Raw genomic sequence first — 20,826 nt, forward strand, 5'->3', positions numbered from 1 at the left:
AATGTTTAATTAAAAAATCGTGTTGCAAATTTAATGTTCTACCTTACAGATTCGGCAAGAACATCACGACTTGCGGTATAAAGGAAATTATCAGCAAGTTAATAATCATGATGATTAAGAAAGGAACTATACCTTTTAAAATTACCTCCATAGGTGAATTTGATATTCTTGAAGCAACGAATAAATTGATGCCAAGCGGCGGGGTTGTAAAGCCTATAGCTAAGTTAACAACCATGATTAGACCGAAATGAACAGGGTCAAGACCAATAGTTTTAGCAATAGGCATAAGTATCGGGGCTAATACTAAAATTGCCGGGGTTGTGTCCATAAAGCAGCCGACAATGAGAAGCAATATGTTGATTAATATTAGAAGGACGACGCCGTTTGAAGTTAAGCTTAAGAATCCGTTGGTGATAAGAGCCGGGATCTGCTCTACCATGATGATTTTTGTAAAAGCTGAAGCGCAGCCTAAGATTACCATTGTGGTTGCGGTCGTAGAGCAAGAGGTGGCAACTGCTTTTAAGAATTTAATTATGCTTAATTCTCTATGGAAGAAAAATCCGCATACAAAAGCATAAATTGCGGCAACGGATGCAGCTTCTGTCGGAGTAAAAATACCTGCATAAATACCGCCTAAGATAATGATTGGGTTAATAAGAGCCCATTTGGCGTCATAAATAGCATGTAGAGCCTGTTTTTTAGTTGGTTTTTCTCCATTGCCGCCGATGTTGCGTTTTTTGCAATGATAATAGCAATAGGCAATAAGAGTTAAACCAATCATAATGCCGGGAATAAATCCGCCCATAAATAATTGGGTAACAGAAGTTTCTGTTGCAACGCCGAAAATTACCATTGGAATGGATGGTGGAATAATTACTCCGATGGAGCCGGCTGTTGCTACCAGCGCTAATACGAATTGTTTGCTATAACCTTGACGTAACATGGTTGGAATTACCATAGTACCTACAGCAGCAACTGTAGCAGGCCCCGAACCTGAAACTGCAGCAAAGAACATGCAAACGAGTACGGTTACGATGGCAAGTCCGCCGGTGACTCTTCCGAAGAATACATTACAAACATTTAAAATTCTTGAGGATACACCGCCAGCGCTCATTAAATCGCCAGCAAGGATGAACATTGGTATAGCAAGTATAGGGAAAGAGTCACAGGATGTAACTAGTGATTGAATAAGTGAAATTAAAGTTAAAGAGGTACTGCTTGCTATAATTGCCATCATAGCTGAAAAGCCTAAAGCAATACCTACAGGAACGTTTAAAATCAGCAGTAACGCCAATGAGGCAAACAATATTGTTACGGTCATGATGTCGCTCCTTAAATATTAAGCTCTTCAGAAGGATCGTAATTTTTGTTATCTTTTATTTGTTTTATTCTAAAAATGATGGTTTGAATTTCTCTGAATGCAGTTAATGCAAATCCAACACCAGGAGCGGCATAAACAATCCACATCGGCATGCCGATAGCTGGTGATGTTTGATCAAGTAATAATTGGCGTTGCACTAAAGTAATTGAATAGTAAATGACAATAATGCAAAAAATTAAGAATAAACAATCACCTATGATTACAACTTTAGCTCGCCATGCTTTAGGAAACATATATAAACTGGCGTCAATTTTTATATGTCGCATGATTTTGGCGCCATATGAAATACCTACATAGATAAGCCAAATAAACATATATCTTGATAATTCTTCTGACCAAGATAATGAATCCTGCATTACATAACGCATAAACACTTGAAGTCCCAGAATTACTGCAATAGCAATCATCAAAACTACGCAGATCGACATTTCAAGATATTCATCGATAAGTTTAAGAATTTTCATATTCAATCCTCGACAGCTGACGTCTGACGTCATATGTGTAAGTATGGTGTAAGATTTTATTTTCAACTGTGAGGTATTTCACGATTTAATATTTTCGCCTTTAGGCAAAGAAAGAAGTTGAAAATGTATTAATTCTAGATATAAATGTAATCTATTGATTTTACGTGTGTTTTAATATAAATAAGCTTTGCGCTATTAGAGGCAAAGAGAATTAAAAACGGGTAGAATAATTTAAAGCATTGAATTAATTTAAGAAGAAAGATTAAATATTAAGATCTTTCATAGGGTAAATCATGGTTGATTTGACTAAATTACTTATATGGAATATCAAACGGCATTAGGTCGCAGTGATCTATGTTTTGAAGATGATAAAAATCTTTATATCTGTGAGTTTAAAGTTATAAGAAAGGTAAATAAAGTTCAAAGTAAAATTGATGAAGCTAAAGCTCAAATAAGGAAAAAAAGTATTCTTTAATGATTTTCGATAAAAAAGTGGCGGCTCCTGTAGTGATCATCATTAATGAAAATAAGAGTAAAACAAACACTGCGTTTAGAGAGGTTGCTGCAGTAGAAGCAGTTTAATCGGTGAAAAAACTACCTTGCCGAAGATTATTTCGGCAAGGCATTAAAGAGAATTAAACGTTTTTAAAATTAATGGTTTCTTTATTTACCGCTTCTATCTCTTTTGCTTGAGTTAAGAAAAGTTTTAAGCGGTTAGAAACGTTTGACTGGGCGGTTCCGGCCTCAAAGTCGATACTGCAAAGATTGGCAGTAGCGTATTTATCACGCACAGCGCGCATTACGCCTTTGCCGGTTACGTGGTTGGGCAGACAGGCAAAAGGCTGTACGCAGAGAACGTTATTGATGCCGTGTTCAATAAAGTCAACCATTTCTGCAGTTAAAAGCCATCCTTCACCGGCTTGCTGACCGATGCTGACAAGACCTTCTATAGCCTGCTTATATTCATTAAATGGCGTTAGGTTCTCAAAATGAGAGTCACTTAGTGCTTTCATAATGATATTGCGCATACGATTAAAGCGCGAGGAGATGATCCAGGAGCCCAGGGCCTTAACGCGCGACCCCTTAAGATGGCGGGCCTGGTAGATGCTGTCGTTAAAGCAATAAAGTACGAAGCTTGAGATATCTCCTAATACCGGCTCGGCACCTTCATCGATAATTTTCTGCATTAAATCAAGGTTTGCCTTGGGGTGGTATTTAAGCAGAATTTCACCGACAATACCGACTCGCGGACGCTTTTCATCGCGCAGTTTAATTGAAGTAAAGCGTTTGATAATAGCACGTACCGTCTTGGTGAAGACGTGCTTTTTCTTGCTCTTTATGGCCAAAAGACAGTCTTGAGTGCAGCTCTTTAGCGCGGCATCACTGTCGCCTTTATTGATCTCATAGGTTTTGCAGTAGAAGTACAGTTTTTGGATAAGATCTCCGTACAATACGGCACGCAGCAGTTTGCTTTATCCTTTAAGACCGAGCTTTAAGCGTAAGGCGTCAGAATCTATATTGGAGCTTGATAGCGTGACGATTGGAACGTTGTTGTAGCCCAGATCGTCAAGAGCCCATTTAAGCAACGCTGGATAATTGGTGGCACGGCACGGTCCGCAGGTTTGTGACAATAAGAAAGCAGTACTTCTGCTGTCGAGTTTTCCCGAGACTAAAGATTCAATTAATTGGCCGATAACGACGATAGCCGGATAACAGGCATCATTGTTAACGTACTTAAGACCCAGCTCAATCGCTTTATCCGAAACTTCAGGCAAAAGCTTGACGCGATAGCCTAAAGAAGCCAGAGCTTCAGTTAATATCGGGAAATGAATAGGGGCCATTTGCGGAACATAGAGAGTTCTCGGGAACGGCAGATTATTATTCATGAAATTGAAGTTTTGTAGTGACGGCTCGTTGTCTTCTTCAATTTCCGGCTCTTCAGGAGCATTACCTACGGCACACAAAAGAGATTTAAGGCGGATCTTGGCGGCGCCTAAAGTATCGCCTTCATCAATTTTAAGCATCGTGTAGATGCGATCATTCTTTTCCAGCTGTTTTTTGATTTGCTCTGAAGTAATAGCGTCAATACCGCAGCCGAAACTTACAAGCTGTACAAGCTCTGCATGCGGATTTTCAATTACTACTTGAGCCGCACGATAAAGTCTTGAGTGGAAAGCCCACTGATTGATGACGTCAAGTTTTACTTTATGCGCTGCCAAATGGCAGATTGCATCTTCAGTAACGATGGCAGCTCCCATGGAATCAATTAAAGCGGGAATGCCGTGGTTGATATGCGGATCGATATGATAAGGACGACCGGCAAGAACAATCAGGGTTTGCCCTTTTTCTTTAGCCGTATAAAATATTTTTTCACCTTCTTTACGCAGTTCGTTGCGATATTCATCAAGTGTTTCTCGCGCTTTTCTTATTGCCAGCTTGATTTCATGACGCGGGATATCGGGGAAGCATTCTAAAACAGCTTTTAATACCGTACTGTCTTTAGTGAGATTTAAAAACGGCGTGAATATTTTAAGCCCGGGATATTGCTTGATGACGTTAAGACGCAAAGCTTCAGGATAGCCTGCAACTACCGGGCAGGCATATGTGTCGACGCTTTCTTCAAATACTTTACCTTCACGCGGGATGCAGGGCAGGAAGATGTTTTTAATGCCCAAAGAGGCAAGGTAAACGACATGACCGTGGGTAAGCTTTGCCGGATAACATAAGCTTTGTGATGGAATCGTGAGATTGCCAAGTTCAGCTATCTGTTTGCTGCTTGCCGGGGATATCTCTACTTTGAATTTAAGCTCGGTAAATAAGCGGTGCCAGTACGGATAATGCTCATAGATGTTAAGAACGCGCGGAATTCCGATAACGCCGCGGACAGCTTTATCATCGGAGAGAATCTCGCGAGAGAATAGTTTTTTAAGCTTCCAATCGATAAAGGCACTTTCTTTAACTTTATTGCCGCCGCGTTTTGCAAAGTCGCAGCGGTTGCCTTGAATCAGCTTTTGACCTGATTTAAAAGTATTCATGGTCAAGAGGCAATGATTATTGCACCCCTTGCAGCGGAATTGTCTGGTGGTTACTCCGTCAAGACTTAAAACTTCATCGGTAAGATTAAGTTCTTTGGTGTCGGCGGTAGTACGGTCTTTTGCCAAGAGCGCAGCGCCGAATGCACCCATGAGTCCTGCGATATTGGGGCGAATGACATTCTTGCCGACGAGCATTTCAAAAGCGCGCAGGATAGCGTCATTTAAGAAAGTACCGCCTTGTACTACAACATGATCGCCAAGCTCTGAAGGATCGTGAATACGTAAAACCTTATATAAAGCGTTGCGAACAATGGAAAGGCACAAGCCTGATGCGATATCTTCAATTTTAACGTTGTCACGCTGAGCTTGTTTTACTTTTGAATTCATGAACACGGTGCAGCGCGTTCCCAAATCACAAGGGGATTTTGAAGATATTGCTTTGTTTACGAAGTCTTCAAGTTTTAAATTAAGCTGGTTGGCAAATGTTTCGATAAAAGATCCGCAGCCGGATGAGCATGCTTCGTTAAGCTGCATGCCTTTGATAACGCCGTTTTTGACTTTGATGCATTTCATGTCCTGACCTCCGATGTCGATGACATAAGAGGTTTCAGGATCGAAAGCATAAGCGGCTTTCTGATGAGATAGAGTTTCTACTTCGCTAAATTGGGCATTTAAAGCAGCCTTTGCCAAATCGGCACCGTAGCCTGTCGTGCAGATAGAGCGGATATGGGCTCCCTGCGGTAATTTTTTTAACAGATCTTTAATCTTGGGCAGCAGACGCTTTAACGGTTCGCCTTGGTTGTTGGCGTAAAAGCTGTCAACCATACGGCAGTTTGCATCGATTAATACTGACTTAATGGTAGTTGAACCTAAATCAATACCTAAAAAGAGATCGCCTGAAGCTTCGCTTAATGGCAGTTCTTCAATCCTTTCTTTATTGTGCCTTTCTTTAAAGGCTTTAATCTCGTCTTCATTGTTAAAAAGTGCAGGGAAAGGAACGGTTTGAGTCTTAAAATCAGCCGTATCCAACGCTTTAATGATGTCTGCAAGATTAACGCCCTGCGATTTTTCTTTTAAAAGAGGATCGTTTATTTCATTGATTAATGCTAAAGCCGATCCTTTGGCTATGGCGTATTGAGAATCTTCAACTTCAAGAAATTTGGTGTTTTTGTCATTAAGCTTGTCTTTAAAAGATTCTTTAAGCTCGCTTAAGAATGTAAGCGGTCCGCCTAAAAAACAAACATTGCCGCTGATGGCACGACCGCAGGCAAGTCCGCCGATTGCCTGTTCACATACGGCATCAAATACGGATTTGGCTATATCTTCACGGCTTACGCCTTGATTTAGTAAGGCTACGAGATCGGTTTTGGCAAAAACACCGCAGCGCGAGGCAATCGGGTAAATTTTTTGGGCTTTTTTGGCAAGTTCATTAACTCCTGCAGCATCGGTGTTAAGCAGGGTTGCCATTTGATCGATAAAAGCTCCGGTACCGCCTGCACAGGCTTCGTTCATGCGCAGTTCAACTCCGTTTGTCAGGAAGATGATTTTTCCGTCCTCTCCGCCTAATTCAACGGCTGTATCGGCAGGCTCCGGTAATGATTTTAAAAAGGCTGTAGCGGCGATAACTTCCTGAATGAAGGCTACTTTTAGGTGTTGAGCAAGGTAGAGGGCAGAAGAGCCCGTCAGATTGATGTAAACATCGGTTAAATTGAATTTGTCATTTAAAGATTTAAGACAATTCTGTAATACCGGAATAACAGCGCTTTGATGTCTGAGATAGTCTTTAGCGAGGACTTTTTTACTGTTATCTAATAGAACATATTTAACAGTTGTCGAACCAAGATCAATTCCTAAAAAGTAAGAGCTCTGTGCCATAGTTTTATTTTTATAAACCGAATTATTGTTATTGGTTAATTTTTAAAAGATTTTTCGAAAGAATAATGTAACTTAATTCTTTAATTTTTTCTTGTTTGCTTGTTAAAAAATTGTCACAAATCACAAAGAAGAAATTAAGTAAAAGTTTACGAGTATGTTTTGGGGAAAACAAAGATAATTTTTTTCAAAAATCATGAAATTATAATTAATAATTTGAATTTTTGTAGAAAAAATCAAAAATTATGTAAAAAATGGCATTCATGAAATATTTGCGCATTGTCACAATTTTTATGTAAAGATTTTTGTTTGTTTGTGATTTTTTGAAAAAACTTGTTGTCTGATACAGAACCTGTCGTTAACGGCACGGCATAGACGAGAACGTTTTAAAAAGCATTTTTCGAGAGGATAGCGGTTAAATTAACGCACTTTTTCAAGTGACTGTTAAGTTGGATAATCAATGATAGATTTATATATATATTTACGGAATGTAAAAAGCCGGGATGCTAGCGGCATCCCGGAGATGTCGAATTAGTTGGTTGTAAATTTATAGCAGATGGTGCGAGAAAGAGGCGCATCCGGTCCTACTAAAGGATTTTTAGCTGCAAATTGCGGCAGATGCGGTGCATCCGGATAATATTCAGGCTCCAAGCATAAACCTGCCTGATTGGGATACTCTTTGCCGTCGTCGCGGGCGATGATCGGATCGCCTGCGTGGACATAGTTTCCGGTGTAGAACTGGGTGGCCGGATAGTCGCTGGATACGCTTAAGGTTAATTTACCGTCATCTGATGTTACCTTGGCAAAAGGAGTAGAAAGATCGCCGTCGATAAGATACGGGTGATCATAGCCGCGGCTTGGTATCATCTGTGCGTCATTCATAAAATCAAGGCCGACTTGCTTTGCTGTATTGAAGTCGAAAGCAGAGCCTTTGATATCGCGGACTTCTCCTGTAGGAATTGAGTCTTCATCAAGAACCAGGATTTTATCAGACTTGATTTCAACGGTGTGGTTTAAAATTGAACTGTTGTAACCGTTTAGGTTGAAATAAGCGTGATTGGTAATACAGGACGGGCATTGGGCGTCACATTTGCCTAAATAATGAACGCTAAGGGAGTTGTCATCATTTAAGGTATAGGTGACGGTCAAATCATAGTTGCCGGGGAATCCCATATCTCCGTCAGGGGAATGAAGCTGCAGGGTAAGAGAGTTTTCTCCGACGTCAATAAAGGTGAAGCGGCGTTTGTCAAAGCCGTCGATGCCGCCGTGCAGGCAATGTTTGTTATTGGAGCTTAAAACATAATGTTTGCCGTTAACGTCAAAAGAAGAGTGAGCGATACGGTTTGCGTAACGGCCGATAGTGGCATTGAAATAGCAGCTTTGAGTAGACCATTTTTCAGGATCTTTAACCCCCAGCAATACTTCGCGCGGCTCTTTTTCACCGGGAACGGGGATTTTGATGGATAAAAGGGTGGCACCCCAGTCCATTACGGTGACTTTCATACCTGCAGGATTTGAAATTGTATGAATGATGGGATTTAAAGAATATTGAGACATGTCGAATTCCTTATGAATGAATTGCAGAAGAATAAGGATTTACCGGTTTAAGCATTATCTTAAACAAAAGGCACCGCAAGGTGCCTTCTTTAAGTTTGCTATTATCTTAAAGCGTATGCCAAATCGTACATTTCGCTTCTGAACTGATGCTTCATGGTATTGAGGCATTCAATAATATCATAGTGAACTAGAGCTCCGCGCATAATACCGATGCAGCGGCCTGATTGTCCCTGATGCAGAAGTTGTACGGCATAAGCCCCCATACGGCTTGCCAGTACTCGGTCAGCAGCAGACGGGGTACCGCCGCGCTGAATATGACCTAATACGGTAGCACGGGTTTCAAGACCGGTTCTGGCTTCAAGTTCACTTGCCATTTGATGTACGTCGGTCTGATTTTCACAGACGACGATGATGGCGTGACGCTTGCCTCCGGCAATACCTTCTTCGATTTGGTGGTAAACAGTTTCTTTATCCCACGGTTTTTCAGGTACCAAGACGGCTTCAACACCGCAGGCAATAGCTGCTGACATGGCAAGGTCACCGCAGTGACGGCCCATAACTTCAACAACAGCAATACGCTTATGTGAAGAGCAGGTATCACGCAGACGGTCGATGCAGTTTACTGCGGTATCAAGCGCGGTATCAAAACCGATGGTGGTATAGGTGCCGGCGATATCATTATCGATAGTGCCCGGAAGTCCGATGCACGGATAGCCCATCTCGGACAAGAGTTTAGCTCCCATGTAAGAACCGTCACCACCGATAACTACCAAAGCATCAATACCGTGATCTTTCATCACTTCGATGCATTCGGCGCGTACGCTTTCGATTTTGAATGCAGGAAAACGTGCGGTACCTAGGAAAGTGCCGCCGCGATTTAAGATATCAGATACGGAGGTACGATTGAGCTCAATGATATTTCCTTCATGCAAGCCTAAATAACCGTCTCTTACGCCGCATACCTGATAGCCTAAATCAAGTCCGGTACGAACGACGGCTCGAATTGCCGCATTCATTCCCGGCGAGTCGCCGCCGGAAGTCAAAACACCGATCTTTTTTATTGCCATTTAATGTGTCCTTTAATTATTTAATCTTAATGCTATTAAGCAAATTAAGCATTAGCTTCAGCAGCTTCGATGATAGCGGTAAAATCCGGAGCTTTAAGTGAAGCGCCGCCGACTAAGCCGCCGTCGATATCAGGCTGCTTGAAGAGATCGGGAGCGGTTTTGGCATTGCATGAACCGCCGTAAAGAATACGAACGCCGGCTGCTACATCGGCATCAAATGATGCAAGATAGGCACGGATGTCAGCGTGAACTTTTTCAGCAATTTCCGGGGTAGCGGTTTTGCCGGTACCGATTGCCCAAATCGGCTCGTAAGCAATAACTGCGTTCTTGAATGATTCGATGCCGCATAAATCGATAACTGCTTTAAGTTCGGCACGGACAATGTCCATAGTGCGGCCGGCATCAAATTCAGCTTCTGATTCGCCGACGCAAAGCACCGGAATAAGAACGTTTTCCTGAGCTGCCTTATATTTTGCAGCAACGCATTCGTTTGACTCTTTATGATATTCACGACGCTCGGAGTGTCCTACGATTGCATAGGTGCAACCGAATTCACGAAGCATGGTCGGGGAGTTTTCACCGGTGAAGGCACCTTTGGTGTGGACGTCGCAATCCTCTGAACCCCACTGTAATTTTGATCCGGAAGCAAGATCTTCAACCATTCCGATGAATACGGCCGGAGCGCAAACGGCAACATCTACTTTGGCTGCGGCTTTATCGGCCGGGGCTTTGAGAGCATTTACCAATGCGGTGACAGATTCTTTAGTTCCGTTGAGTTTCCAGTTGCCCATTACAAGAGGTTTTCTCATGATTGATCGTCCTCATTAAAAATGATTAAAAACTAAGGTTATGCAGATATTAGCTCATCTCAATAAGCTTAATCAAGTTTGCAAGATGTGAGAATATTCCGCATTCATCCTAACTTAACTTAGGTTTATTTTACATCTTTTAAAAGGATATATGTAAACGTTTTCACAAATTAATCTCATATTTATGAGCTTTAAGTATGAGTGTTAAATTTATGAAAAGAACTAATTGGCTGAAATAGTAGATTAAAGTGGCAAATTTTACCGGGAAAACAAAAAAGCATAATTAAAGAATACGGAAAAATATTTCTTTCTTTTTAAAAATAGGTGTCTTTTTTGGTGCAATCCGTTTGACAAAGGGGCTTGCTACAGTAAAAATGGTGTATTTACATAACATAATAGTGATTGATGTTTAAATAACAGGAGCATTTATGCGCGTTCTTAAGTTCGGCGGTACTTCAGTAGCGAATGCCGAGCGCTTTTTAAATGTTGCGGACATTGCAGCAAATACGGCAAAACAGACTGAAACAGCTTTAGTATTGTCAGCTCCTGCCAAAATTACTAACCTTTTGGTCTCTTTGGTCAAAAGTGCTGTAAGCGGCAAGGACGGACAGGAAGAGTTTACCGCGATCCGTAATATTATTGAGCCTCTTATCGCATCCTTAAAGAAAGAATACCCTGAGTTAAATCAAGATTTCTTATTAAATGAGTTCAATACTACATTAGATCTTATAAATAGAAGAGTTCACGGTATTGCATTATTAGGGCAATGTCCCGAGCTTGTCGAAGCCTTTATCGAAAGCCGCGGCGAGAGTTTTTCTATAGCGATTATGGGCGAACTTTTGCGCGTGCGCGGGCATAAGGTCAGAATTATCGATCCTGTTGCCGTGCTTGTAACCGAAGGCGGGATCATGGAGTCTTCGGTAAATATTGACTTGTCGCGTCAAAGATATCAGATGCTGCCGAAGATTGAAGGGGCCATTACTTTAATGGCGGGATTTTGCGGCGGCAATCAGAAGGGCGAGCTCGTTCTTTTAGGCAGAAACGGCTCTGATTATTCAGCGGCTTGTCTTGCTGCAATATCAAATGCCGAATGCTGTGAGATTTGGACTGATGTCGACGGAGTATACAGCTGTGATCCGCGTGCGGTTCCTGATGCGGTATTGTTAAGAAGAATGTCTTATAAAGAGGCGATGGAACTTTCTTATTTCGGTGCTAAAGTGCTGCATCCCCGCACTATTTCTCCGATAGCAAGATTCCATATCCCGTGCCTTATCAAAAATACCATGAATCCTCAGGGTGAAGGTACTTTAATTGCGGAAGAAACCGATCGTTCCATGCCGATAAAAGGCATTTCCGACTTAAAGAACGTTTCTTTGGTCAACGTGTCGGGCCCGGGAATGAAAGGAATGGTGGGCATGGCCGGAAGATTGTTCACTGCAGTATCCCAGGCTCAGGTATCTTTGGTGCTTATTACCCAGTCATCTTCAGAATACTCGATTTCTTTTTGTATTCATACTCAGGACGTGATGCGCACAAGACGCGCAATTGAAGATGAATTTGCTCTTGAGCTTCATGAAGGTCTTCTTGATCCGGTAGAGATTGTCGACAAATGTGCGGTAATTTCCGTAGTCGGTGACGGCATGAAGACTTTAAGGGGTATTTCAGGTAAGTTTTTCAGGGCATTAGCTCAGGCAAATATCAATGTAAGAGCTATAGCGCAAGGTTCATCCGAGCGTTCAATTTCAGCAGTAATCGGTGAAGCAAAAGCCGCCGAGGCCGTTGCCGTTTGCCATATGAACTTCTTTAATTCCCGCCAGATTTTGGATTTGGTGGTTGTAGGAGTAGGCGGAGTTGGCGGAGCTTTGCTTTCGCAGGTTAAAAAACAGCGTCAGGAGCTTTTGGATGCTCACGGTATTGAAATAAGAGTTGTCGGCATTGCTAATTCAAAGCATTTTATTACTAACGCAAGCGGAATTAACCTGGATAACTATCTTGAAGAACTGACATCCTCAAACAGCAGGCCTTTTTCAATTGCTGATGCAAAATCGCTTATTGAGGATTCGCACCTTGTTAATCCTGTTTTCGTCGATTGTACCTCAGATGAAAGAATTGCCTTATCTTATATAGAGTTGATGCAGATAGGTTATCACGTCGTGACTCCGAATAAGAAGGCTAATACCGGTACTTATGATTATTATGAAGGCCTGCGGCATACGGCTCGTCTTTGCCATCGCAAATTCTTATATGAGGCTAATGTCGGCGCCGGTCTTCCCGTGATCGGAACACTGCAGAACCTGCTTGCAGCAGGCGACAGCCTGATTGAGTTTTCCGGCATTATGTCAGGAACCTTATCTTATATTTTCGGACTGGTCGAAGACGGCATGACCTTATCTGAAGCTACTAAGGATGCTTATGAAAAAGGATTCAGCGAGCCCAACCCCCGTGACGATCTTGAAGGTATGGACGTCGGTAGAAAACTGCTTATTTTGGCCCGCGAGTGCGGCTGCAATCTAGAGCTTTCCGATGTCGAAATAGAAAGTGTCGTACCGCAAAACTTTTTGCAGGGATCAAATGCAAAAGAGGTTCTTGAAAGTTTGAAAGGAGCGGACGATATTTTTGAAAAGCGCGTCAAAGAAGCCAAGCGTGACGGTAAAGTTCTGCGCTATGTTGCAACCATTAAAAACGGAAAATGCACTTGCAAAGTTGAGGCTGTAGGATCACAGAATCCTTTATTTAAAGTTCGCGGCGGCGAAAACGCTTTAGCCTTTACCTCTGCTTATTATCAGCCGATTCCGCTGGTTATTCGCGGATACGGAGCCGGTACGGCAGTAACAGCGGCAGGTGTGTTCTCGGATATTCTGCGTTTGCAGAACTGGACTCGTGAGGGTTGATTTATGACTAAGGCATATAGAGCTTATGCTCCCGCGTCAGCGGCTAATTTATCCGTAGGCTTTGATTTGCTCGGCGCTGCTTTAAGACCGATTTCAGGTCAGCCTTTAGGTGATTTTGTTACCGTAAATGAAAATCCGGGATGTAACGGCTGCCAGGTAACGACCAAGGGCAGATTTGTTCATAAATTGCCAACCGACCCCAGAAAGAATATCGTTTTTGATGCGTATAACGCATACAAAAAAGCTCTTGAGTCACAGGGGAAAAAAGCGCTGAATTTATCCATTGTGCTTGAAAAAAATCTTCCCGTATGTTCGGGATTGGGGTCAAGCGCAGCATCCGTCGTGGCTGCCGTTGTAGCCCTTGACGCCATTCACGGCAATGCCCTCGGGGAAGAGGGAAAGATTAAATTAATGGGTGAGCTTGAAGGAAAAATTTCAGGTTCTATTCATTATGATAACGTTGCTCCCTGCTATTACGGCGGATTGCAGTTAATAATCGGAGAACACGGTGTTATAAGTCAAAGTCTTGAGCCGTTTAAAGATTGGTATTGGGTGTCATGTTTCCCCGGCATAAAAGTTTCCACTGCGGCGGCCCGTTCTATATTGCCGGCGCAATATCGCAGACAAGATGTAATAACTTATGGCAGACGTTTGGCGACTTTCGTTCATGCCTGTCATACGCGTAATGAGAAATTAGCTGCTGCCTGCCTTATTGATGTTATTGCCGAGCCGTATCGTGCGCAATTGATTCCGGGATTTGATCTGGCAAGAAGCTACGGAGCGGCTTTGGGTGCTTTGGCGACAGGGATCTCAGGTTCCGGATCTTCGATTTTTTCAATTTTTACCGATAAAGATGATGCTTTTGAAATGAAAGAATGGCTTGAGCGTAATTTTATTGCCAATGAGGACGGTTTTGCTCATGTCTGCTTTATTGATGAAAAAGGATCAACAGTGGAAGAGGTTGAGATTTAATGGAATTATTTAATTTAAAAGATAAAAGTGAGCAGGTTAATTTTGCGACTGCAGTAAAACGCGGGATCGGATCTAATCAAGGGTTGTTTTTCCCTGATGAAATAAAACCGCTTGACAATATCGATAATCTGCTTGAAATGCCGCTTGTAGAACGTTCTCAGGTTATTTTAAGACATTTAATCGGAGATGAAGTTCCTGAGCTTGAAAGTATTATCGCAGACGCCTTTACTTTTAAAGCTCCGCTTGTTAAAGCAGATGATCGTATTTATGCTCTTGAACTCTTTCACGGTCCGACGTTGGCTTTTAAAGATTTCGGAGCGCGCTTTATGGCTCGAGTATTGTCAGCCGTGCGCGGTAATAAGCATTTGACTATTTTGACCGCAACATCCGGTGATACCGGAGCTGCTGTTGCCGATGCGTTTTTTAAGCAGTCGGGAATTGATGTAGTGGTTTTGTATCCTAAGGGAAAAATTTCAGAGCTGCAGGAAAAATTAATTGCCACTTTAGGCGGAAATATTCGTGCCGTGCAGATTAACGGAACGTTTGATGAATGTCAGGATTTGGTGAAAAAAGCTTTTGATGATGCCGATTTTAAAGAGAAGGTAGGTCTAAATTCTGCAAACTCCATTAATATCAGCAGATTGCTGGCTCAAGTTTGCTATTATTTTGAAGCAGCTTCTCAGTTGTCTAAAGCGGAGCGTGACAAGCTTGTGTTTTCGGTTCCGTGCGGTAATTTCGGCAATATTACTGCAGGTCTTATAGCTAAAGCTTTAGGTCTTAAGTGTCGTTTTGTAATTTCCTGTAATGCAAATGATACTGTACCTCGCTATCTTAAAAGCGGTAAATGGGATCCTCATGCCACTATTCCGACGCTGTCAAATGCAATGGATATATCAAGACCTAATAACTGGCCGCGTGTCGAAGCTTTATGCAGGATGGAGCACTGGGATCTTGATGCATTTGGTTACGGCTCATTAAATGATGATGAAACCATGGCAGCCATGCGTGAGCTGCATAATAAGACGGGGTACGTGTTAGAGCCGCATGCCGCAATCGCCTGGAAAGTTCTGTCATCACATTTAAAAGAAGATGAAGTGGGTATTTTCTTAGGAACTGCGCATCCTGCTAAGTTTAAAGCAGATGTTGATAAGGTTTTAAGTATTGATGTAGCTTTGCCTGAGGCTCTTGAAAGACGTAAGAATTTAGACAGTAAATCAGTTACTTTAGATCCTGATTACACGAAGCTTAAAGATTACATTTTAAAAGAGCTTAATATTTAATTAGACATAAATACAAAAGGTAAGCTATTGCTTACCTTTTGTGATCAATCGGTCAAGATTATGGTTAACAGCTATGTCTATTAGCTGGAAAAAAGTATAATATTAGGATAAAGAGAAAAAGGTTATATATGTTAAATCTTCCTAATATACTTACACTATTGCGTGTGGTCATGATCCCTGTGTTCGTGGCCTTATTTTATTATCCGACCCCAAGATCTAATATGATTGCGGCATTTGTGTTCGTGCTCGCGGCTTTAACCGATCTTCTTGACGGATACTTAGCAAGAAAACTCAAACAGACCACGAAATTCGGCGCTTTTTTAGATCCTGTTGCCGATAAAATCATGGTGTGCACTGCGTTAGTGTTAATCGTTGAATATTACTCAGTTCACGGACGTGATTTTATAACTGATTTTAGTTTCAATCTTTTGATCTCGATTCCGGCGATAGTCATTATTTCACGCGAAATTTTAGTGTCAGCTTTGCGCGAGTGGATGGCGGAAATAGGTAAGAGAGCCGTAGTTGCGGTAAGCAAAATCGGTAAGTGGAAGACTACAATTCAAATGATAGCAATTGCAGGTCTTATATGGCGCCATAATAATATTATGATTTATTTGGCAACTGTTTTATTAATTGTTGCTACGATTTTAACTATTTGGTCGATGATTGTTTATTTAAAAGCCGGTATCAGTAATATGATGGAGCCGGTGGATCCTGCCAAATCTGCTATTGTCAGCAATAAATAAATATAGTGCTCTTTAAGAATTTAAAGAGCACATTTTTCATTTCCTCTTGTTTAGATGCATTTTACGGGTTTGGGCAATCCTGCAAGTTTAGCTGCGGTTTTTGCAGCTCCGTCGGGAAATAGCCTGGCAAGTGTTACTGATGACGCCAAATCCGTATGTCCTTTCTTTTTTAAGGTTGTGATTAACACTCGCATGGCAGGAGTTGTCGCGTACTCTTTATAATAAGCTCTTACTTCATAAATAACGATTTTATGCTGCTCAGTAAGGGTCAATCCTAGGTTTTGCGCCATAAAAAGCATCAAATTTTCGGACCATTCATCCTTATTTAATAAAAAACCTTCACTATCTGTTAAAAAAACTCTTCCATTATAAGAAAAACTCATATATAATGCTCTCCGTTTTCAGACGGACAGATGGCAGAGCGGTTGAATGCAACGGTCTTGAAAACCGTCGAGGGTTTACGCCCTCCGTGAGTTCGAATCTCACTCTGTCCGCCATTCATCTAAAAATCCTTCCTTTTTAAATCTAGCTGTTAAAGCACAATTCAAAAGTTTATAAAAAAAATATATAAATTTTAATATATTGTATATTTTATATTTATATTTTGCCGATTCTGCTGTTTTTACCGTATTCTTTGTTTAGCCTAATAAAAGAGTTTACAAAGCAAAAACAAATAATTTCAGAATCAGACAAACAAAAAGTCCGCTCTATTGTCGGACTCTTATATAGCGGGCAAACTGCAGAAAAACAGAAATTAGTCCTGATGATGCAGTAAATGACCCATTTTTGATTCTTTAGTGTTTAAATAATTCTCATTATAGGGGTTGCGACCGTATTCAAGGGCTTCTCGCGCAATGACCTCAATGCCATGGCGCTTTAAATCGTCAATTTTAGCCGGGTTATTGGTCATAAGAATCACTTTGGTAAAGCCGCATTGGCGCATGATGTCAGCACAAATATCATAATGCCTGCCGTCTGAAGGAAAACCCAATCGCAGATTGGCTTCGACGGTATCAAGCCCTTCGTCTTGAAGGCGATAGGCTCTTATTTTATTGAACAAGCCGATGCCGCGGCCTTCTTGGCGCATATATAATAAAGCTCCGCGTCCTACTTTAGCGATTTTTGCTAATGCAGCGTCGAGCTGAAAACCGCAGTCACAGCGTAAGCTGCCTAATGCGTCGCCGGTCAGACATTCGGAGTGGATTCGGCATAAAACAGGTTCGCCGTCCTTTAAATCTCCCATGGAAAGAACTGCGTGGTCGAGCAAGTTCTTGTCTCTGAAAATCGTAATGTCGAAAACGCCGTGTTTGGTCGGCAGTTTAGCAATAGGTCCTTGTTGTAATATATCTGACATTAGTAGCCTGTTTGGTTTAACCAGTTGTTTTTAAAAATTAAAGAATATTTAAAATATTCATTTTAACATATTCGATATGCATGATGATGTAAAATCGGCTCTTAATAATACATGAAAGCGGACTGTACTAATGTAGGATAATCGGACTAATCATCATCCCATGGTTCATCGTCTTCAAGATCATCGCTTAAATCGTCGCTGTCGCCGTATCTGCCACGATATCGTTGGTTGTCGTCCCAATCATCGTCCTCTTCCCAATCGTCATCATCCCAGTCATCATCGTCATCATCCCAATCGTCGTCATAATCGTGATGATTTCGTTCATGCTTGTATCGTCTGTTATGCTCATTCCAATCATCGTCAATTTGCCGAAAAGAAACGGAAGCATCGGGAATAAACAGTGCTTGCCGAGTAAAATCGCGGATTTCGTTATTGTCGGCTGCGTATGCATTGACGGATACAAGTAAAGATCCGGAACAAATAAGCGCAGTTGCGACAGCAAGAGAAAGGCAAGGCCGAACAGGATGGGGCATAGAAATCTCCTTAAAATCGTTTAGTGTCATACGGTTTAGTATATAAGGTGACTTAAAACTTTTAAGTTAAATAGTTTTAAGCGTTTCATGTTTTTACAAAAAGTTTTTAATATAGAAATTTTTTAAGGACGGTTTTTTCATGAAATACGGAAAAATAAGCTGCAAAATTATTTAGAATCTTATTTTTAAACCTGATATAATAGCCAAATTTAGATTTTAAGGATTTTTAAATGTCAAAACCGATTGTTATTGCTGTAGACGGTCCGGGCGGTGCGGGCAAAGGCGAGCTGACGAAGCGTCTTGCTCGTTCTTTAGGATATGAACTGCTTGATTCCGGTGCTATCTATCGTGTTTTGGCATATGCTGCACGTAAAGCTGGTCTTGCTTTGTTTGATGAGGATTCATTAGTTCAGGAAGCTTTAGTGGTTAATTTGGCTTTTGAACCTCAAGATGACGGCGTTCACGTTATTTTAAACGGTGAAGACGTTTCTTTAGCAATTCGTACTGAAGAAGCCGGAGCTAATGCCAGTAAGGTAGCCGTTTTACCGAGAGTCCGCCAGGCGCTGCTTGCAAGACAGCGCGATTTTCGTCAGGAGCCAGGTTTGGTCGCCGACGGACGCGATATGGGAACCGTAGTGTTTCCTGATGCACAAGTTAAAATCTTTCTGGATGCTTCATGTGAAGTACGGGCAAAACGCCGTGTGCTGCAGCTTGAAAGTTCCGGAAAAACAGCTGATTATGCAGCTATTTTGCAGGAAATAACCGAGCGCGACGAACGCGATCGTAATCGTAGTGTTGCTCCGTTAAAGCCTGCAGACGATGCAGTCATCATTGACTCATCAGATATGACGGTTGAAGAAGTTTTCAACAAAGCTATGGAAATCGTCAAAGAAAAACTTGATAAATAAAGATTTCAAATCATAAGCATAAGTTTATGATTGAACCTTGCCGTCACGGATGACGGTGTTTTTTAATAACCCCTCGAAGGCACGGAAGCTTAGAGGCGCAACTGGAAATTTGTTACCTTAATGGAATCATTTGCACAACTCTTTGAAGAGTCTTTAAAAGAAATTGAAACCCGTCCGGGTTCTATGGTCAAAGGCAAGATCGTCGCTATCGATAACGACTATGTAATCGTTGATGCCGGTCTCAAATCAGAGTCCACCATTCCTGCAGAGCAGTTTAAGAATGCTCAGGGCGAGATTGAAGTTAAAGTCGGCGATGTTGTTGACGTAGCTTTAGAGTCTGTAGAGTCAGGTGACGGTGAAACTGTATTGTCCCGTGAAAAAGCTAAGCGCAACGAAGCTTGGGCTAAACTTGAAGAAGCCTTTAAGAACAATGAAGCCGTTGTCGGCGTCATTGACGGCAAGGTCAAGGGCGGCTTTACCGTTCAGTTGGGCGGTATCCGCGCTTTCCTCCCGGGTTCATTGGTTGATGTTCGTCCGGTACGCGAGACTACTCATCTTGAGGGCAAAGAGCTCCAGTTCAAGGTGATTAAACTTGACCAGAAGCGCAACAACGTAGTTGTTTCTCGTCGTGCCATTATTGAGTCTGAAAACTCAACCGAGCGTGAGTCAGTACTTGCCAACCTTCAGGAAGGTCAGGAAGTTAAGGGTATCGTTAAGAACCTTACCGATTACGGCGCATTCGTTGATTTGGGCGGTGTTGACGGCTTGCTCCACATTACCGATATGGCTTGGAAGCGTGTTAAGCACCCGAGCGAAATCGTTAATGTCGGCGATGAGATTACCGTTAAAGTTCTCAAGTTTGACCGTGAGCGTCAGCGCGTTTCCTTAGGCTTGAAGCAGTTAGGTGCTGATCCTTGGGCTGATATTGCAGCTCGTTTCCCGATCGGTTCCAACATCGAGGGCAAGGTTACTAATCTTACCGATTACGGCTGCTTCGTTGAAATTCAGGAAGGCGTTGAAGGCTTGGTTCACGTTTCCGAGATGGATTGGACCAATAAGAACATTCACCCGTCTAAAGTCGTTTCAGTAGGTGACGTCGTTACTGTTAAAGTTCTCGAAATTGACGAGGAGCGTCGTCGTATTTCCTTGGGTCTTAAGCAGTGCAAGCCTAATCCGTGGCTGCAGTTTGCCGAGTCCCACTCTAAGGGAGATCGCGTAACCGGCAAGATTAAGAGCATCACCGATTTCGGTATCTTTATCGGTCTTGAGGGCGGTATTGACGGTTTGGTTCACTTGTCCGACATTTCTTGGCAGCAGTCAGGTGAAGAAGCTGTTCGCGAGTTCAAGAAGGGTGACGAGATTACTGCTGTAGTTCTTCAGGTAGATCCTGAGCGCGAGCGTATTTCTTTAGGCTTAAAGCAGATCGAAGAAGATCCGTTTGCAGATTATCTCTCAACTCACCACAAGGGTTCAATCGTATCCGGTACTGTTGAGTCTGTTGATGCACGCGGCGCAAATGTTAAACTTGCCGAAGGCGTTGTCGGTTATATCCGTGCCTCCGATTGCTCTCGTGATCGTGTTGAAGATGCTACCACCGTATTGAAAGAAGGTGACAGCGTAGAGGCTAAGCTTGTCAACGTAGATCGCAAGACCCGTCAGTTGACTCTTTCTATTCGCGCTAAAGATGAAGCCGAAGAGAAAGAAGCTTTAGAAAACCTCAACAAAAAGCAGAATAAAGAAGCAGCTCCTACTGCTATGGCCGCAGCTTTTGCCGCCGCAGGTAAGACTGAATAATTATTCTTATGAAAAACCTGCAGTAAAAATCCTGCAGGTTTTAATTGCAGCCTCGAATTTTATGATTCGGGGCTTTGTTTTTTTATGTAGCTTAAAAATTTTTGCATCAATAATGGAGAACAAAGATAGTTTTGTTTATCAAAAAAGATCAGCGGCTAAAACC

Annotated in this window: 18 protein-coding genes and 1 tRNA gene; 9 read left to right on the forward strand and 10 right to left on the reverse strand. The window is 42.1% G+C overall.

The genetic code is table 11. From position 1 onward, the window contains the following. Positions 1 to 43: 43 nt before the first annotated feature. Positions 44 to 1,321: a TRAP transporter large permease gene (locus HMPREF9444_RS02495; RefSeq protein ID WP_040909119.1), complete on the reverse strand. Its 1,278-nt coding sequence runs from the start codon at positions 1,319 to 1,321 to the stop codon at positions 44 to 46. A gap of 11 nt (positions 1,322 to 1,332) precedes the next feature. Further along, a complete protein-coding gene (locus HMPREF9444_RS02500) occupies positions 1,333 to 1,845 on the reverse strand; it encodes a TRAP transporter small permease (protein WP_009142764.1) in 513 nt (170 codons plus the stop codon). A 319-nt stretch (positions 1,846 to 2,164) separates the two neighbouring features. Between HMPREF9444_RS02500 and HMPREF9444_RS11195 the strand changes: the two genes are divergently transcribed. Beyond that, positions 2,165 to 2,320: a PD-(D/E)XK nuclease domain-containing protein gene (locus HMPREF9444_RS11195; RefSeq protein ID WP_009142765.1), complete on the forward strand. Its 156-nt coding sequence runs from the start codon at positions 2,165 to 2,167 to the stop codon at positions 2,318 to 2,320. A 160-nt stretch (positions 2,321 to 2,480) separates the two neighbouring features. On the opposite strand, the gene HMPREF9444_RS10470 is transcribed toward HMPREF9444_RS11195, so the two are convergent. From HMPREF9444_RS10470 to tpiA, 5 genes are all read right to left on the reverse strand, one after another. Continuing rightward, positions 2,481 to 3,296 carry a hypothetical protein gene (locus HMPREF9444_RS10470; protein ID WP_009142766.1) on the reverse strand — a complete coding sequence of 272 codons (816 nt, stop codon included), beginning with the start codon at positions 3,294 to 3,296 and terminating at the stop codon, positions 2,481 to 2,483. Between the two features lie 21 nt (positions 3,297 to 3,317). Then, positions 3,318 to 6,755 (reverse strand): acyl-CoA dehydratase activase-related protein, encoded by a 3,438-nt coding sequence (locus tag HMPREF9444_RS02505; protein WP_009142767.1) that lies wholly within the window; start codon positions 6,753 to 6,755, stop codon positions 3,318 to 3,320. Between the two features lie 528 nt (positions 6,756 to 7,283). Further along, positions 7,284 to 8,309 (reverse strand): galactose-1-epimerase, encoded by a 1,026-nt coding sequence (locus tag HMPREF9444_RS02510; RefSeq protein WP_050778977.1) that lies wholly within the window; start codon positions 8,307 to 8,309, stop codon positions 7,284 to 7,286. A 101-nt stretch (positions 8,310 to 8,410) separates the two neighbouring features. Continuing rightward, complete coding sequence (gene pfkA / locus HMPREF9444_RS02515; RefSeq protein WP_009142770.1) at positions 8,411 to 9,376, reverse strand: 6-phosphofructokinase; 966 nt, start codon at positions 9,374 to 9,376, stop codon at positions 8,411 to 8,413. Between the two features lie 44 nt (positions 9,377 to 9,420). Then, the gene (tpiA, locus tag HMPREF9444_RS02520; protein WP_009142771.1) at positions 9,421 to 10,185 is read right to left on the reverse strand and encodes a triose-phosphate isomerase; all 765 of its coding nucleotides are present in this window, start codon (positions 10,183 to 10,185) and stop codon (positions 9,421 to 9,423) included. Between the two features lie 428 nt (positions 10,186 to 10,613). Here tpiA and thrA point away from each other — a divergent pair, with 428 nt between their 5' ends. The 4 genes from thrA to pgsA all read left to right on the forward strand — a co-directional run bounded on the left by thrA (position 10,614) and on the right by pgsA (position 16,074). Further along, a complete protein-coding gene (gene thrA / locus HMPREF9444_RS02525) occupies positions 10,614 to 13,076 on the forward strand; it encodes a bifunctional aspartate kinase/homoserine dehydrogenase I (protein WP_009142772.1) in 2,463 nt (820 codons plus the stop codon). Between the two features lie 3 nt (positions 13,077 to 13,079). Further along, the gene (thrB, locus tag HMPREF9444_RS02530; protein WP_009142773.1) at positions 13,080 to 14,048 is read left to right on the forward strand and encodes a homoserine kinase; all 969 of its coding nucleotides are present in this window, start codon (positions 13,080 to 13,082) and stop codon (positions 14,046 to 14,048) included. Next, entirely contained in the window at positions 14,048 to 15,328 is a 1,281-nt protein-coding gene (gene thrC, locus HMPREF9444_RS02535; protein WP_009142774.1) for a threonine synthase, read from the forward strand. The genes thrB and thrC overlap by 1 nt, the downstream gene beginning before the upstream one ends. A gap of 128 nt (positions 15,329 to 15,456) precedes the next feature. After that, positions 15,457 to 16,074, forward strand: coding sequence for a CDP-diacylglycerol--glycerol-3-phosphate 3-phosphatidyltransferase (pgsA, locus tag HMPREF9444_RS02540; RefSeq protein WP_009142775.1), 618 nt, complete (start codon positions 15,457 to 15,459; stop codon positions 16,072 to 16,074). Positions 16,075 to 16,124: 50 nt separating this feature from the next. On the opposite strand, the gene HMPREF9444_RS02545 is transcribed toward pgsA, so the two are convergent. Beyond that, positions 16,125 to 16,457 (reverse strand): TusE/DsrC/DsvC family sulfur relay protein, encoded by a 333-nt coding sequence (locus HMPREF9444_RS02545; RefSeq protein ID WP_009142776.1) that lies wholly within the window; start codon positions 16,455 to 16,457, stop codon positions 16,125 to 16,127. A gap of 24 nt (positions 16,458 to 16,481) precedes the next feature. On the opposite strand from HMPREF9444_RS02545, the gene HMPREF9444_RS02550 reads away from it, so the two are divergent. Continuing rightward, positions 16,482 to 16,571: transfer RNA gene (locus tag HMPREF9444_RS02550), tRNA-Ser, on the forward strand. 257 nt (positions 16,572 to 16,828) lie between these two features. On the opposite strand, the gene ribA is transcribed toward HMPREF9444_RS02550, so the two are convergent. Then, on the reverse strand, positions 16,829 to 17,428 hold the full coding sequence (ribA, locus tag HMPREF9444_RS02555; RefSeq protein WP_009142778.1) for a GTP cyclohydrolase II: 600 nt from the start codon (positions 17,426 to 17,428) through the stop codon (positions 16,829 to 16,831). A gap of 146 nt (positions 17,429 to 17,574) precedes the next feature. Continuing rightward, positions 17,575 to 17,961, reverse strand: coding sequence for a hypothetical protein (locus tag HMPREF9444_RS10475; RefSeq protein WP_050778978.1), 387 nt, complete (start codon positions 17,959 to 17,961; stop codon positions 17,575 to 17,577). A gap of 230 nt (positions 17,962 to 18,191) precedes the next feature. Here HMPREF9444_RS10475 and cmk point away from each other — a divergent pair, with 230 nt between their 5' ends. From cmk to HMPREF9444_RS11200, 3 genes are all read left to right on the forward strand, one after another. Next, a complete protein-coding gene (gene cmk / locus HMPREF9444_RS02565) occupies positions 18,192 to 18,869 on the forward strand; it encodes a (d)CMP kinase (RefSeq protein ID WP_009142780.1) in 678 nt (225 codons plus the stop codon). A gap of 120 nt (positions 18,870 to 18,989) precedes the next feature. Beyond that, complete coding sequence (rpsA, locus tag HMPREF9444_RS02570) at positions 18,990 to 20,663, forward strand: 30S ribosomal protein S1 (RefSeq protein WP_009142781.1); 1,674 nt, start codon at positions 18,990 to 18,992, stop codon at positions 20,661 to 20,663. Beyond that, positions 20,638 to 20,826: hypothetical protein (locus HMPREF9444_RS11200; protein WP_222859199.1), on the forward strand; the 189-nt coding region annotated here is incomplete at its 3' end. The genes rpsA and HMPREF9444_RS11200, both read left to right, overlap by 26 nt.

Source organism: Succinatimonas hippei YIT 12066 (assembly GCF_000188195.1).
GTDB lineage: Bacteria > Pseudomonadota > Gammaproteobacteria > Enterobacterales > Succinivibrionaceae > Succinatimonas > Succinatimonas hippei.

What these genes read in the sequence shown, in the direction of transcription:
- HMPREF9444_RS11195 (WP_009142765.1), top strand. Translation starts at nt 2,165, where the DNA reads ATGGAATATCAAACGGCATTAGGTCGCAGTGATCTATGTTTTGAAGAT.
- HMPREF9444_RS02545 (WP_009142776.1), bottom strand. Translation starts at nt 16,457, where the DNA reads ATGAGTTTTTCTTATAATGGAAGAGTTTTTTTAACAGATAGTGAAGGT.
- HMPREF9444_RS02505 (WP_009142767.1), bottom strand. Translation starts at nt 6,755, where the DNA reads ATGGCACAGAGCTCTTACTTTTTAGGAATTGATCTTGGTTCGACAACT.
- thrA (WP_009142772.1), top strand. Translation starts at nt 10,614, where the DNA reads ATGCGCGTTCTTAAGTTCGGCGGTACTTCAGTAGCGAATGCCGAGCGC.
- HMPREF9444_RS02500 (WP_009142764.1), bottom strand. Translation starts at nt 1,845, where the DNA reads ATGAAAATTCTTAAACTTATCGATGAATATCTTGAAATGTCGATCTGC.
- HMPREF9444_RS10475 (WP_050778978.1), bottom strand. Translation starts at nt 17,961, where the DNA reads ATGCCCCATCCTGTTCGGCCTTGCCTTTCTCTTGCTGTCGCAACTGCG.
- tpiA (WP_009142771.1), bottom strand. Translation starts at nt 10,185, where the DNA reads ATGAGAAAACCTCTTGTAATGGGCAACTGGAAACTCAACGGAACTAAA.
- HMPREF9444_RS02510 (WP_050778977.1), bottom strand. Translation starts at nt 8,309, where the DNA reads ATGTCTCAATATTCTTTAAATCCCATCATTCATACAATTTCAAATCCT.
- thrC (WP_009142774.1), top strand. Translation starts at nt 14,048, where the DNA reads ATGGAATTATTTAATTTAAAAGATAAAAGTGAGCAGGTTAATTTTGCG.
- pfkA (WP_009142770.1), bottom strand. Translation starts at nt 9,376, where the DNA reads ATGGCAATAAAAAAGATCGGTGTTTTGACTTCCGGCGGCGACTCGCCG.
- cmk (WP_009142780.1), top strand. Translation starts at nt 18,192, where the DNA reads ATGTCAAAACCGATTGTTATTGCTGTAGACGGTCCGGGCGGTGCGGGC.
- thrB (WP_009142773.1), top strand. Translation starts at nt 13,080, where the DNA reads ATGACTAAGGCATATAGAGCTTATGCTCCCGCGTCAGCGGCTAATTTA.
- pgsA (WP_009142775.1), top strand. Translation starts at nt 15,457, where the DNA reads ATGTTAAATCTTCCTAATATACTTACACTATTGCGTGTGGTCATGATC.
- HMPREF9444_RS02495 (WP_040909119.1), bottom strand. Translation starts at nt 1,321, where the DNA reads ATGACCGTAACAATATTGTTTGCCTCATTGGCGTTACTGCTGATTTTA.
- ribA (WP_009142778.1), bottom strand. Translation starts at nt 17,428, where the DNA reads ATGTCAGATATATTACAACAAGGACCTATTGCTAAACTGCCGACCAAA.
- rpsA (WP_009142781.1), top strand. Translation starts at nt 18,990, where the DNA reads ATGGAATCATTTGCACAACTCTTTGAAGAGTCTTTAAAAGAAATTGAA.